At 70.3% G+C, this 13822-nt stretch carries 10 protein-coding genes; 2 read left to right on the forward strand and 8 right to left on the reverse strand.

Annotated features, from left to right (window positions below; genetic code table 11):
- Positions 1-58: 58 nt before the first annotated feature.
- Positions 59-634, forward strand: a complete 576-nt coding sequence (locus JHY01_RS08185) for a TetR/AcrR family transcriptional regulator (protein WP_205325126.1) — start codon at positions 59-61, stop codon at positions 632-634.
- Here JHY01_RS08185 and JHY01_RS08190 read toward each other — a convergent pair.
- Together JHY01_RS08190 and JHY01_RS08195 are read right to left on the reverse strand one after the other, a co-directional pair.
- Positions 594-1421 carry an isocitrate lyase/phosphoenolpyruvate mutase family protein gene (locus JHY01_RS08190; RefSeq protein WP_205325127.1) on the reverse strand — a complete coding sequence of 276 codons (828 nt, stop codon included), beginning with the start codon at positions 1419-1421 and terminating at the stop codon, positions 594-596. The genes JHY01_RS08185 and JHY01_RS08190 overlap by 41 nt on opposite strands.
- Entirely contained in the window at positions 1411-2130 is a 720-nt protein-coding gene (locus JHY01_RS08195; protein ID WP_205325128.1) for a hypothetical protein, read from the reverse strand. Before JHY01_RS08195 ends, JHY01_RS08190 begins: the two co-directional genes overlap by 11 nt.
- A gap of 65 nt (positions 2131-2195) precedes the next feature.
- On the opposite strand from JHY01_RS08195, the gene JHY01_RS08200 reads away from it, so the two are divergent.
- Entirely contained in the window at positions 2196-2912 is a 717-nt protein-coding gene (locus JHY01_RS08200) for a winged helix-turn-helix domain-containing protein (protein WP_307814315.1), read from the forward strand.
- Positions 2913-3045: 133 nt separating this feature from the next.
- Here JHY01_RS08200 and JHY01_RS08205 read toward each other — a convergent pair whose 3' ends face one another.
- From JHY01_RS08205 to JHY01_RS08230, 6 genes are all read right to left on the reverse strand, one after another.
- Entirely contained in the window at positions 3046-4116 is a 1071-nt protein-coding gene (locus JHY01_RS08205; protein ID WP_205325129.1) for a LacI family DNA-binding transcriptional regulator, read from the reverse strand.
- 75 nt (positions 4117-4191) lie between these two features.
- Positions 4192-6237 carry a TIM-barrel domain-containing protein gene (locus JHY01_RS08210; protein WP_240192510.1) on the reverse strand — a complete coding sequence of 682 codons (2046 nt, stop codon included), beginning with the start codon at positions 6235-6237 and terminating at the stop codon, positions 4192-4194.
- A gap of 81 nt (positions 6238-6318) precedes the next feature.
- On the reverse strand, positions 6319-7326 hold the full coding sequence (locus JHY01_RS08215) for a LacI family DNA-binding transcriptional regulator (RefSeq protein WP_205325130.1): 1008 nt from the start codon (positions 7324-7326) through the stop codon (positions 6319-6321).
- 109 nt (positions 7327-7435) lie between these two features.
- On the reverse strand, positions 7436-11026 hold the full coding sequence (locus JHY01_RS08220; protein WP_205325131.1) for a LamG-like jellyroll fold domain-containing protein: 3591 nt from the start codon (positions 11024-11026) through the stop codon (positions 7436-7438).
- Between the two features lie 159 nt (positions 11027-11185).
- Positions 11186-12643: a family 43 glycosylhydrolase gene (locus JHY01_RS08225; protein WP_205325132.1), complete on the reverse strand. Its 1458-nt coding sequence runs from the start codon at positions 12641-12643 to the stop codon at positions 11186-11188.
- Between the two features lie 149 nt (positions 12644-12792).
- Positions 12793-13776 carry an aldo/keto reductase gene (locus tag JHY01_RS08230; protein WP_205325133.1) on the reverse strand — a complete coding sequence of 328 codons (984 nt, stop codon included), beginning with the start codon at positions 13774-13776 and terminating at the stop codon, positions 12793-12795.
- Positions 13777-13822: the final 46 nt, after the last annotated feature.

Here is a 13822-nt window from a genome sequence, read left to right on the forward strand (position 1 = left end):
TGAAGTGGTTTGAACTTACCACTACACATGAAGTGGTGTCAATCGAAGGAGTGGACCGATGCGCCAGAACCCCGAGCGCCGAACGGCCCTGATCGACGCGGCCATAGAGGTACTCGCAGATCAGGGGGCGCGCGGACTCACGTTCCGGGCCGTCGACACCCGGGCGGGTGTGCCGATGGGCACAGCGTCGAACTACTTCGCGAACCGCGATGCCCTACTGACGCAAGCGGGTCAGCGGGTGTTCCAGCGACTCGACCCCGGGCCCGCGGTGGTGGGCGAGGCGCTCGCCCTGCCGCGCACGCGCGCGTCCGTCGACCGCCTCATGCAGGAGACGGTCGAACGGGTCACCGCCTTCCGCTCGGGGTACCTGGCGATGCTGGAGCTGCGGCTCGAGGCCACGCGCCGCCCCGAGCTGCGCGAGGTCCTCACCGAGCAGATTCGCGAGAACGTGCAGCAGAACATCGACTTCCACCTCGAGTCCGGGATGCCCGGGGACGCGGACACGGTCGTGATGCTCTACCTCTCGCTGAACTGGCTCATCCTCGAGCGCCTGACGCTCCCCGACGTGTTCGGCGAGGACCGGACGGCGGCGCTCATCTCCGCGGCGGTCGACCAGATCGTGCCGTCCGATTGATCTGCGCGCGGTACCGCTCGATGAGGTTCTGGACTTCACCGTAGGGCGGCAGGTCGGCGGCGACCGGGGCGCCGTCGCGCAGCGCGTCGGCCGTACGGGTCACGGCGTCGAGGGAGGCGCGGAAGAGGAGCGATCCGGTGCTGACGCGCGCGACGCCAAGAGCGGCGAGGTCCGCGAGCGGCACCTGGGTGGGCGAGAAGAGGATGTTGAGGGGGCCGCCAACACCGTCCACAAGGGCCGAAATGTCCACGGCGGTGACCGCCCCGGGGACGAAGATCCCGTCGGCACCCGCGTCACGGTACCGCCGGGCGCGCTCCAGCGAGCGTTCGAGCCGCCGGTCGAGTCCGAGCCAGTACGGGTCGGTGCGGGCGTTGAGGAACAGGTCCGGGCAGCGCCGCTTCACGGCCGCGATGATCTCGGCCATATGCCCGGGGTCGGCCAGGGAGCCGTCGGCGCGGCCGTCCTCGATGTTGACCCCCGCGATGCCGAGTTCGACCAGTGCCGCGGTGAACTCGGCGACCTCCTCAGACGATTCGCTGAAGCCGCTTTCGATGTCGACGGTGATGTGGACGGGCAGCACCGCGAGCACCCGCGCGAGCGCGAGTGTCGCGTCACGGGCGAGCCCGGCGGCGTCGGGCAATCCGGCCGCCGCGGCGACCCCGAGGCTCGTGGTGCCGATGGCACCGAATCCCATGGCGGCCAAGGCCGCCGCGGAGGCGAAGTCCCAGGCGTTCGGGAGCAGCAGCGGTTCGCCGCCATGGTGCGCGGCGTGGAAGTCACCGGGCATCGCGCAGTGCCTCGCAGACGCCGACCGCGATCGCCAGTGCGTGGTCGACCCCGGGGCAGCGGTGCGCCCCGGCACCGAAGGGCAGGGCGGTGAGGTCGACCTGGACGACGGACGCAGAGGCGGTCGACCTGCGGACGGTCGCTCGGACGGGAGGATCGGTGAGCAACGTCTGCTCCACCAGCAGCTCGGCCGAGCCGGAGGGCGCAGTGTCGCTGCGTAGGGCGTTGTCGATCAGGCCCGCGGTGGCATCGCAGGCCTGGACGAGCAGCCCGATCCGGGCGGCTGTCGACTCATCGGCGACACCGCCGAACGCCTTCACCAGGACCGCCACGGCCGCATCGGCTTCCGCGTCGCCAGTGTCCTGCTTGTAGAGGGCGGCGATGCGGCGTACGGCGGCGGTATCGGTGTCGGCGAGTCCGAGGGCCTCCCCCAGGACCGCGACCGGCACCTGCCCGGCGAGGTCCGCCGCGCCTCCGGCCGGCAGCGCGGCGGCGCGGTCGCGTGCCCGCTCGCGGAGCAGCGCGGGATCGATCTCGTCAAGGAACCCTATCGCCAGCCGACGTCGGCGCAGGTGTGTCTCACCGCTGGAGAACCGGGCGACACGGGCACGCAGCCAGCGGATGCCTCCGGGGGCACCGTCTTGCGCAGGAGGGGGAATGAAGGCCGGGTCGGTGAGAATACGGGCGGCTTCGCGCTGGATCGCTGTCACGGCCGCAACCTTAGATCCGGAACGGTTCGGTGGGCGCCGAAGTGTCGGGGGCGCACAATGTGCGGGTGACGAACGATGTGGGCGCGGACCGGCTGGCCGAGCTCGCGCGGGCCCTCGCGGACCCGACGCGGGCGGCCTTCTGCCTGGCGCTGCTCGACGGACGGGCTTGGACCGCCGGGGAACTGGCCCGGCGCGCGGGAGTCGCGGCCTCGACGGCGACCGAGCATCTGCACCGGTTGACCGCGGTCGGCGTGCTCGCCGAGCGCCGGCAGGGCCGCCACAGGTACGTCGAGCTGGCCGATGCGCGCGTGGCCGCGCTCATCGAGGACATGGCCGCGCTCTTGCCGCCGGTACCCGCCCCGGTCACGGGTCTGCGGTCGGCAGCGGCCTCGACCGCGCTCGCCAGGGGCCGCACATGCTACGACCACCTCGCCGGTCGCCTCGGTGTCGCGCTCACCGAGGCCATGGGGGCGCACGGGTACCTGGAGACCGAGGGCGGGTTCGCCTTGAGCCGCGAAGGGCGCCGATGGATGGAAGCGTCACTGGGCGTCGACACGGCGGCCTGGGGCCGACGCCGCCCGGTGGCGCGGGCGTGCCTCGACTGGACCGAACGCCGCACCCATCTCGCCGGTCAGGCCGGCGCGAGCCTCTGCCGGGCCCTGTCCGACCGGGGTTGGACCCGAGGTGTCGGCTCGACCCGAGCCGTGCGCCTCACCGATGACGGCCGCGACGCTCTGCAAGCGCTCCTGGACATCGACGCCTCCGAGCGGGGCCTGCTCTGAGCCGCGGTCCGAGAGCCCTCCGCGGGCGCCCGGATCCGCCCGGAGCGCGACGTCACTGCTTCACTGCTCCCGCGACGGAACACCGAGTCGGTCCGTCTTGTCGCGCGCCAGCGCGAATCAGCATTCGTCGGCGCTACTGACGGATCGGAGGCGGTGCGGTCGAGGCGCGGACGACGAGGCGGCGGCGCGGCGGCGCGGCCTCCTGCTCCGGCGCTTCGGCCCCGGGCAGGAGCCGCAGCAGCACGTTGAGGGCGTGCGCCGCATCGCCCGCGAAGTCCTGCTGAACCGTGGTCAGCGGCGGCGAGAGGTACGCGGCGGCGGGAATGTCGTCGAAACCGACCAGCGAGACGTCCTCGGGGACGCGGCGACCGGCCTCGCTGAGCGCGCGGGCGAGCCCGATCGCGGTGTCGTCGTTGGCGCAGAACACGGCCGTGGCCTCGGGCGGCAGGGCGAGACCGGCCGCGTACCCGCTGGCGGGGGTCCAGTCGCCTGCAAGGGGCGGCGGCGGCTCGATGCCGCGCGCGCGGTGGGCCTCGGCCCAGCCTTCGAGGCGTTCGCGGCCCTCCCACCAGTCCTGCGGCCCGGCGGCGTGCCAGACCCGCTCGTGCCCGAGGTCGAGCAGGTGGTCGACGGCCTCGCGGCAGGACGCGGCGGTGCGGCCGCGCGCGAGGGCCACGCGCTCGTCGGGGAGGTCCCCGGCCTGGCCGAGGCTCACGATCGGGACGCCGGCATCGGGTCGCAGGCGCTGGCCCTCGTCCTTCGGCTCGGAGAGGATGATGCCGTCCACGCCTTGGGCGAGCAGCCAGTCGATGGACTCCTGGATCGCCTCCGGTTGGCCCTCAGGGGTGTTGGCGACCATGAAGGAGAGCCCGGCGGCGCGGGTGGCGCGCTCCAGCGCCACGAGCATCGAGGCCGGGCCGAAGAGGGCGGAGCCGAGGGAGACGACGCCGATGCGCTGGAAGCGACCGGTGATGAGCGCGCGTGCGGCGGTGTTGGGCCGGAAGCCGAGCTCGGCGGCGGCGCGGAGGACCTTCTCGCGCAGGGCCTCGCTGACATAGCGCTCGTTGTTGACGACGCGGGAGACCGTCTTCTGTGAGACCCCGGCCAGGCGCGCCACGTCGGTCATCCCGGGCGGCCTGCGCCGGGCATCGCCGTGCGAGGCTTCGCCTTTGGAGGCGTCGCCGGGTGCGGCTGGGGAGGACATAGGGCTCCAAAACGTTTCTGACTACGTAGTCAGGCGTAACCTACGCCGCGCTTCGGAGCCCTGTCAAGTCGACGATCAGATCGTACCCACCAGTTCCGGCAGAGCGCCGTCGCGGGCGAACACCGGGATCACGTCGAGCGGAGCCGCAGCGTCGATCCACTGCCCGCCCTCGTGCACCGTTCCAGAGTGGAGGTCGGTCCACGTCGCGCCCTCGGGAAGGTAGACGCGGCGGCTCGTCGCCTCCGGCCGGACCACGGGGGCCACGAGCACATCGGCGCCGAACATGTACTGGTCGGCCAGGTCCCAGCAGACCGCGTCCTGCGGGAACTCGTGGAACATGCCGCGCATGACCGGCTGCCCCGACTCGTGCGCCTCGGCCATGAGGCCGCGGGTGTACGGGCGCATGGCCTCGCGGAGCTTCACGTAGCGGACCAGGATCTCGTACACCTCCTCGCCGAAGCTCCACAGCTCGTTCGACGCGCCGGTCCCGCAGCGGTTCGATCCATCGGCAGCAGTGACCTGCTCGCCCGGCTGACGGTCGCCGTGCATGCGCATGACCGGGCAGAACGCGCCGAACTGGAACCAGCGCACGAGCAGTTCGCGGAACTCCGGCTCGTTGATATCGCCGCCCCAGAACCCGCCGATGTCCGTCGTGAACCACGGGATGCCCGCGACGCCCATGTGGATGCCCGCCGTGATCTGCTTGCGGAAGTCCTCAAAGGAGGACTGGATGTCGCCCGACCACACGAGCGCGCCGTAGCGCTGGCTGCCCGCCCACGCGCAGCGGACGAGGTTCACCACCTCGTCCTGCCCTGCGGCCCTTTGGCCTTCGTAGAACATGCGTGAGAACGCCTGCGGGAAGACGTTGCCGACCTCGAGATTCGGGCCGACGTGGTAGCGGTAGTTGTCGAAGTCGTAGACCCCGTACTCGGGTTCGGCCTCGTCGAGCCAGAAGACCTTGATGCCGAGGTCGTGGTAGTTGCGCTTCAGGATCTCCCAGGCCCGCTCGCGGGCGCGGGGGTTGGTGGCGTCGAGGAACATGCTCGGCCCGAGGAAGCCCATCTGGACATCCAGGCCGCGCTCCGTGCGCACGAGCAGGTTGTCCTTCTTGAACTCGTTGAAGTTCTCCGATTCAAGCGAGACCTGCGGCCACACCGAGACCATGAGCTCGACGCCCATCTCCTTGAGCTCGGCCACCATCGCGGCCGGGTCCGGCCAGAACTCCTCCTCGAACCGGAAGTCCCCCATCTTGGGCCAGTGGAAGAAGTCCGCCACGATCACGTCGAGGGGAAGCCCGCGCCGCCGATACTCGCGGGCCACCTCGAGAATCTGCTCCTGGTTCCAGTACCGCAGTTTGCACTGCCAGTACCCCAGACCGTATTCGGGCATCATCGGCGCGTGCCCGGTCGCGTCGGCGTAGGCGGCGCTGATCCGGGCGGGGGTGCGGCCGGCCGTGATCCAGTAGTCGAGCTGCTGCGTGGCCTCGGCGACCCACTCGGTTCGGTTGGCCGCGAACGAGGCCGAGCCGATCGCGGGGTTGTGCCACAGGAACCCGTACCCCGCGCTGGAGACCACGAACGGCACGCTCGCCTGCGAGTTGCGGTGCGCCAGTTCGAAGGTGGAGCCCTTGATATCCAGGATCGCCTGCTGGTACTGGCCCATGCCGTACAGCTTCTCGCCCTCGACCGGTTCGAACGCGGCCCGCAGGCGGTGCGCGCCGCCGGGCAGCGGCCGGAACTCGCGGGCGGCCAGTTTGAGCGAGCCGCCGCTGCCGAGTTCGCGAAGCAGCGTCTTGCCTTCGGCGTCGCGGAACTCCAGCGAGCAGTGGAACGTGTCGTAGCCGGTCTGCCAGTCGCGTCCGCCGCGCGCGCTCAGGACGACGGTGATCGCGCCGTTCACCAGGATCGCCGTGTCACCGTCCACAGTGATTTCGGCGTCGACGGGCTCAGGGTCGAGGAGCGCGAAGTCCGTGTCCAGCACCTCTCCCGCGCGGGTGCTCCGCACCCGCAGCGAGTCGCGGCCCCAGGCCTGGACGACGAGGGTCTCGCCGTCACCGCGCCAGACGATGGCGTCCTTCGTCGTCTCGAACGTGTTCATCGGGTCCACTCGCTTTCTCGACATGGCAGACGGTCCGCGACCCAACGGCAGCGAACCGGTTCGCGGCAGATTGTGCCAAGAGTTCCCGTCTACGTCAAGGCCTGCTCATTCGTTGGGATCGACACTCGACTTCCGGTCGAGCCGCGGCATGAGCAGACGCCGCCGCGCGGGCGCCTGCGGTGTTTCGATCCGCCTGCACAGCACCTCGACCGCGGTCTCGGCCACGGCCGTCGGATCGGACTCGACCGCCGTGTACGACAGCACGTAGAGCCGCGCGAGCTCCGCCGAGTGCAGCGAGACCACGCTCAGGTCCCCGGGCACCTCGAGGCCGAGGTCGCCGAGCACGAACGGCAGCATGGCCACGGCGGCGTCGTTGTGGATGAGCAGCGTCTTCGGCAGCGCCGGGTCCTGCAGTGCGGCGCGCAGCGTCGCCCGCACCTGCTCGGGCCCGACCGGGACCGGGACGGGCGCGAGCCGCAGCCCGCGCTCGGCCGCGCGGCGCAGCGCCTCCCGCTCGAACCGGGTGGCGTACGTGCTGCCCGACGCGTACAGCTCCTCGGGCCACTGCACGAACATCGCGTCCCGGTGGCCCGCGTCGACCAGGTGGTCCACCAGCATCGTCGCGGCGGCGGTGAAATCGAGGTCCACGGCGTCGATGCCGCGCGGGTCTTCAGGGTTCCCCACGAGCACCGCGGGGAAGCCGGAGCGGCTGATCGGCTCGAGGCGCGGGTCGCCGTCGAGCACGTTGAGAAGGATGAGCCCGTCCACTTGGCGGCCGGCGATGGCGCGGCGGACCGCTTCGGCGCCATCGGATTCGGTGAGCAGCATGACGGCGTAGCCGCGTTCGCGCGCGGCATCCGAGAAGGCCACCAGGTAGGTCGCCAGCGCGGGGCTGAACTCGGCCTCGTGGAAGCGGACGACGACGCCGAAGGTCATGGTGCGGGAGGTCGCGAGGGCGCGGGCGCCGGTGTTGACCGAGTAATCGAGCTTGGCGATGGCCGCCTCGATGCGCGCTCGCGTCTCGGGGGTCACGAACTTCCGCCCGGTCAGCACGGATGAGACGGTACTGCGCGAGACGCCCGCCTCACGCGCGACGTCGCCGATCGTCGCCACACCTGCTCCTCTCATGGCCCCTGTGGTTCGGTAGCGCGAGTGTATCGGCCCTCCTGGTGGTGGCGGCGGCGTCGGAGGCGGCCGGGAAGGCCCGGCCGCCTCCGAGCACTCAGTCGGACAACGGAGCGAGGGTGATCCGGTCGAGGTTCGGCGCGTACTGCGAGCGCAGCAGGACGCCGGGCCAGGCGTCGGAGCTGTAACCGGTCCCGTCGAACTGCGGCTTCTCCTCGCCGCTCACGCGAATCTCGTTCGCCCCCGCTTCGAGTTCGACGTACACGGTGAGCTCCCAGAAGTTGTTCTCGTGGAACGAGTGCGGGAAGATCACTCGGATCGGCTCGGCCCCGTTGATCGAGACGAGCGCGTAGCGGGCCACGGGGTCGGGGTTGTAGTGCGTGGCCGGTGACTGCTCCTCGTTGGAGTAGCGGAAGGTCAGCGCGTAGGTCCCGGCCTCGGGGGCTTCGACGGCGTCGAAGGTGAGCGTGTTGCCGTTGCCGGGTTCGCCGCCGACGCCGGTGACGGCCAGGCCGCCGGAGGCGAGGGACAGCTCAGAGGCGGCGGCGGTTCCGGCGAGCGTGCCGTCCTCGGCCTCGTAGGCGGTGGATTCGAGCGCGTCGGACGGGGTCACGGCGAGCCGGTCGACCTGGAGTCGCTTGGCGCCCTTGACGACGATCTTGTTGACGCCGCCGAGGAGGAAGGCGTTCACGGTGCCGTCCTTCGCGGTCGTGACGTGCTCGCCGTTGACCTCGAGCTTGACCCGCTTGCCGAAGTCGAGGAGCGCGGGCGCGTCGGTCGGCGAATAGACCCAGAAGGTCGCGGTGGCGCCCTTCGGGATCGAGGCGCCGCTGGTCTCGCCGTAGACCGGGGTCGCGCCTTCGAGTTCGGCGTGCTCGGCCTCGTAGACGTCGCCCGCGCGGTCCGGGTTCGGCAGTGACAGGTCGATCTTGTCGATGAGCACGTCGCCGGAGATCGCGCCGCTGCCGTCGAGGCTCTCGGTGGCCAGGGTGATCACGTGCTCCCCGGCGGTGAGCTCCACTGTGGTGTCGGCGTGGTCCCAGACGACCCACTTGTAGCCCAACGGCAGGAAGATCTCCTGCTCCGCCCCGCCGTCGACGTTGAGGAACATGTTGGTCGGCCCTTGTGCCCGCACTTCGGCATCGGTGTTGAGCGAGCTCGCGAAGACGCTGAGGTCGTACTCGCCGTCTTCGGGGACGCTCACGGTGAACCGGAGCCCGTTGTCGGTGCCGGTGCGCATGCCGCCGACGTTGTAGCCGCCCGAGGTGTAGAACTTCGAGACGTTCGAGGGCGAGCCCTCGGGGCCGTTGACGTTGAGGCCCGAGCCTTGGAAGGCGGCGTCCTCGGCCTCGTAGGTGGCTTCCCAGGAGGTGCGCGGCTCGGCGCCGGCACCCGTGTCGGCGCCAGGGGTCACGATGACCTCGTAGGAGGATTCGGCGTCCAGCTCCGGCAGGTCGCCGGCGCCGAAGTGCACGGCCGCGTCGCCGTCGGCGACGGGCACGTCGAGTTCGGCGATCACCTCCGGTTGGGCGCTGTCGCCGATCTGGCCGCTCCAGCCGATCTCGCGCACGGTGACGCGCACGGATTCACCGAAGACGCCCGTGGGCACGTTGCCGAGGCGGAGCGTGTAGTCGCCGCCCGCGCCGCCGAAGATGACGCGGCTCTGCTTCAGGCTCTCGTCCAGGGTCGCCACGCCCTGGAGGGTGTAGCTCTGACCGGGATTCGGCGGCGTGACCTGCACCGTGGTGCCGCTCATCTGACTGTAGGCGTGCAGGAGCCACCACTGGCCGTTGGCGCGGTTGGCCTGCACGGCCGAGTCGGAGAGGTTGCCGTCGATGTTCCAGTAGGCGATGTCGCCGTAGACCTTCTTGTCCTCCAGCGCGGAGATCCACTGGATCATCTGGCCGGGAACGGAGGTGTGGTAGTTGAAGGCGTACTCGGTGATGTTGATCGGCAGTTCGGTGCCCTCGTGTTCGGTGCCGGCGAAGAGCTCGGCCTCCCAGGCGCGGTAGCGGTCCACATTGGCGCGGATCTTGGCGGGGTCGGAGAGCTCGTGCCACACCACGGCGTCCGGTACGGTACCGGCCTCGATCGTGTGCGCCATGAAGCCCTTGACCTGGTTGTACAGGATGCTGGTGTTCGGGCCGCCGATGCGCGCGTCGGGCAGCACCTCATGGATCACCGCGTAGGCGCGGTCCCAGGCCGCGAAGAAGTCCGTCGGGTCGTCGAGCCAGCTCACCCCGTCGTAGCTCCACTGGCCGGTGCCGAACATGTTGCCCTCGGGCTCGTTGTACGGCATGAACACCACATTGGACTGCTGCTCGGCGGGCAGGGTCGCGACCTGCTCGGCCTGCGTCTTCAGTTTCTCCATGTAGAGGTCGAGCTTCTCCTCCGGGGTGTCGCCCGGCCATTGGTAGGGGAAGCCGCGGTGGATGTCGGTCATGTAGATGTACACGTCGCCGTTCGAGGCCTCGACCAGCGGGCCGAGCACTTCGAGCGCGTCGGCGCCGGGGTGCTGCGGTCCGTCCTGGGCCTTGGTGGCGACCGTGGTGAGGTCGATGCCGTCGATGAGGTTCTCGGAAGGCAGGCCCTCGTCGTAGAGGCCGTAGAGGGTGCCGGAGGCGCCGCCGAGGAAGTCACCGGTGGGGCTGCCGAGGTCCACGTTGATGGCGTTCTCGATCACCTCCACAGTGGCCGTGACGGTGAGGTCGTGGCCGATCACCTTGCCGGACACGGTGAACGTGCCGGGCTTGCCGTACCGCTCGGCCGGGATCTCGTCCCAGGCGATGCCCACGCTACGGCCGATGCCGTCGCTGAAGTCGGCCGGAGCCGCGGCGGGCAGCTCGGGCGCTTCGCCCACCATCGTGCGGGCCTCGAACGAGTCCTGCTGCAGCCCTTCGAGGACCGGCAGTTCGCCGCCGTAGAGCTCGGCGACCTGCGTCGCGTCGAGCGCCAGGTCGTAGACCTGGAACTCGTCGATCGCACCGTCGAAGAACGGGTGCCCGGGCCAGAACGCCTTGCCGAGGAAACCGGAGGTCGCACCGTTCGGGTCGTGCATGACCGCATCGAGGTCGAGCTGCGCCTTGGTGCGGCCGACTTCGACACCGTTGAGGTAGTAGACGATCTCCTGGCCGTCGATGGCGGTGACGGCCTGGACCCAGGTGCCGGTCGGGAGCTTGCCGGTGCCGTCCACGCCGACTTCACCGCCGCCGTTCACCGGCTTGATGGAGGAGCGGTTCGTGCCGGGTCCCTGGTAGGAGGGAGTGAGGAAGGTGGCGCTGGCGTTGTCGCGGCCGAGGTTGTAGGCCCACTGGAAGTCCGCGCCGCCGTCCCAGCGCAGCCACGTGGCGATCGTCATCTGGTCGCGGCCTTGGAAGAGTCCGTGCGGGACCTCCACATAGGGCGCGGAGATGAAGGTCGCTGCGCCGCCGGTGAGGTCGAGCGCGGTTGAGCCGTCGGCGCGGCCGGGCACTGAGGGCGCCTGTGCGGGGTTGACGACGGTGCCGTCGAGGCCCGAGGGCGACAGGTCGTCGACGATGCCGTTCGCCACCTGTCCCTCCTCGAACGAATAGGAGAGGATCAGGTGCTCGTCTAGGGGATTCGCGGCGGCCGGCACGGCCGCGAGCGGCACGATGGCGATCGCGGCGAGGGCACTCGCCGTCCGCCATAGAGGTGCGCGGGACTTCATGTCGCCTCACTCTCGTCATTGAGAGGTCCGCCGGAGTGATGGCAGCCCAGCGAACCGGTTCGCTCCACACCGTACCGAGCCTGAACGCCCATGGCAAGGGTCTAGTGAACCGGTTCGCTGATGATTTCCCCGCGAACGATCGGCCGCGCGGTTGCGGCCCTAAGTGAGACGGAACGTGGCGTCCGTGCGCTCTTGAGCGGTGGCGACCGGCAGGATATTGGCCAGGCCGCCCGATGCGCGGATGAACCGGCCCGGGAAGTTGTAGGACTCGAACGACTCCGCGGCCGGGTCGGCGAGCCCGTCCCGCTGGAAGAAGCTCGCGTCGGGCTTGAACACCGCCGCGCCGTCGTCGGCCTCGATCCACAGCTCGTAGTTCTTGTGCCGCAGGTATCGGCCCGGGAAATTGGCCGACTCCAGCGAGACCGTCCCCGAACCGGCCAGGCCCGGCACGATCCGGAACTGCGAATCGGCGAGCATCGCCACCGACGTGCCCGCTCGGACGCGGTAGTCGTAGTGGTTCAGGTAGGCGCCGCTCTGCCCGTACAGCGCGAAGCGGTACGGCGTCGCGCCCGCCGCGACCGGGATGCCGAAGTCGGGCGTGCCGTCCGCGCGCCAGTAGACCTTCTGAATCCTGGTGTGCCGGTTGGGGTCGTAGAGCGGGTCGCCGCTGATGGCCTTATAGGGCCGGGCGTGGTAGACGAGGATGTCGCTCTGCCCGTCCTCCGAGACCGTGAACGAGTTGTGGCCGGGGCCGTACTGGCTCGTCGCGTCGTTGCTGCGCAGCACCGGCTGCGCGCTCTTCGTCCACGAGGAGGCGTTGAGCAGGTTGGCGCCCGAGGAGGCGGTGAGCAGGCCGACCGCGTAGTTGGCGTCAGTGGCGCTGGCGGAGAACGTCATGAAGATCCGGCCGTTGCGGGTGATGACCGCCGGACCCTCGTTCACCTTGTGCCCGATGGTCTCCCACGAGTTGGTCGGCTTGCTGATGCGCACCGGCGTGCCGGTGATCGTCCACGGGTTCGTCATCGCGGCCAGGTAGAGGCTGGTGCCCGAGCCGAGCTCGGGGTCGCTCTGGGCCCAGCAGAGGTACCGGGTCGAGCCCTGGGTGAAGGTGGTCGCGTCGAGCGAGAACGAGTCGCGCGGCGTGGCGATGCGGCCCTTCTCGGTCCACGTGCCGCTCATGGGGTTCGCGTTCGCGTTCTCCAGCACGTACATCCGGATGGCCCACACGTCGTCGGTGCGGCCGGCGGCGAAGTAGATGTACCACTTGCCGTTCACATGGTGGATCTCCGGCGCCCAGATGTGCGCGCCCATCTCGCCGCTGGCGTGTTTGGTCCAGATCGTGGTCTCGGAGGCGGTCGCGAGGCCCTGGAGGGTGGTCGCGCGGCGCAGGATGATGCGGTCGTAGGCGGGGACGCTCGCGGTGAAGTAGTAGTACCCGTCGGTGTGCCGCCAGATGTGCGGGTCGGCGCGCTGCTGGATGAGCGGGTTGACGTACCGGACGCCGGGGGTGTCGGCGGCCTGCGCGGCGCCGGCGGCGAGGGCGACCCCCGCGCTGGAGGCGGCGGCGACTCCGGCGGCCTGGAAGAGTCGGCGGCGGCTGATCGGCGGGAAGGGCATGTCGGACTCCTCGAGGGGCGGTGACCACGGGTTGTGATCGATAACCATCTTGCCGACAGATTAGGCAGACACTCTCCGAAAGTCAACATTTTCGATCTGTCAATATCGATGGGCGGAGGTCCGGTGCCTCCCGGAGGCACCGGACCGGACTACCAGCGGTGGTGGACCTGCGCGCGGATCCTCGCGTCGTAGAGGTCGCGCACGGCGGCGAGCGTCGATTCCGGCAGCGCCGCGAGATCGGCCGCGGCGGCGTTCGCCCTGGCCTGCTCGGGGTTTCGCGCCCCCGGGATCACCGTCGAGACGCCGGGCTGCTGGATGAGCCAGCGCAGCGCGGTCTGCGCCGGCGTCGCGCCCTCGGGGGCGAGCGCGGCGAACTCGACGGCGGCTTCGACGCCCGTGGCGTAGTCGACCCCGGAGAAGGTCTCCCCTTGGTCGAAGGCCTCGCCGTGGCGGTTGTAGTTGCGGTGGTCGTTCGCGGCGAACTCGGTCGCGGCGGTGTACTTGCCCGAAAGCAGACCGGACGCGAGCGGCACCCGCGCGATGATCCCGACGCCGGCCGCCTCCGCGGCGGGCAGGACGGCTTCAAGCGGCTTGAGCCGGAACGGGTTCAGGATGATCTGCACGCTGGCCGTTCCCGGCCGCGCGATGGCGGCCAAGGCCTCGTCGCAGGTCTCCACGCTCACGCCGTACGCGGCGATCCGTTCCTCCTCGACGAGGGTGTCGAGGGCGTCGAAGACCGCGTCCGAGGCGTACACGGGGGTGGGCGGGCAGTGGAGCTGCACCAGGTCGAGCCGGTCGACGCCGAGGTTCACGCGGGACCGGTCGGTCCAGGCCCGGAAGTTGTCGAGGGTGTAGAGGGCCGGGTCGAGTTCGACGCGGCGGCCCATCTTGGTGGCGACCATGACCTGCGCATCGGGCCGTTCCTTCAGGAACCGCCCGATGAGCCGCTCCGAGCGGCCGTCGCCGTAGACGTCGGCGGTGTCGAAGAAGGTCACGCCCGCTTCGGCGGCCGCGTCGAGGACGGCGAGCGCGTCCTCCTCCTTCACTTCGCCCCAGTCGGCCCCGAGCTGCCAGGTCCCGAGCCCGACCACCGACACCCGCTGGCCGCTCCTGCCGAATACGCGCTGCTCCATTGCTCCCCCAAGTCGTCGTGTCGTTCGCGGGCCAGTCTAGGGCCCT

Source organism: Glycomyces sp. YM15 (genome assembly GCF_016918015.1).
Taxonomy (GTDB): Bacteria; Actinomycetota; Actinomycetes; order Mycobacteriales; family Micromonosporaceae; genus Glycomyces.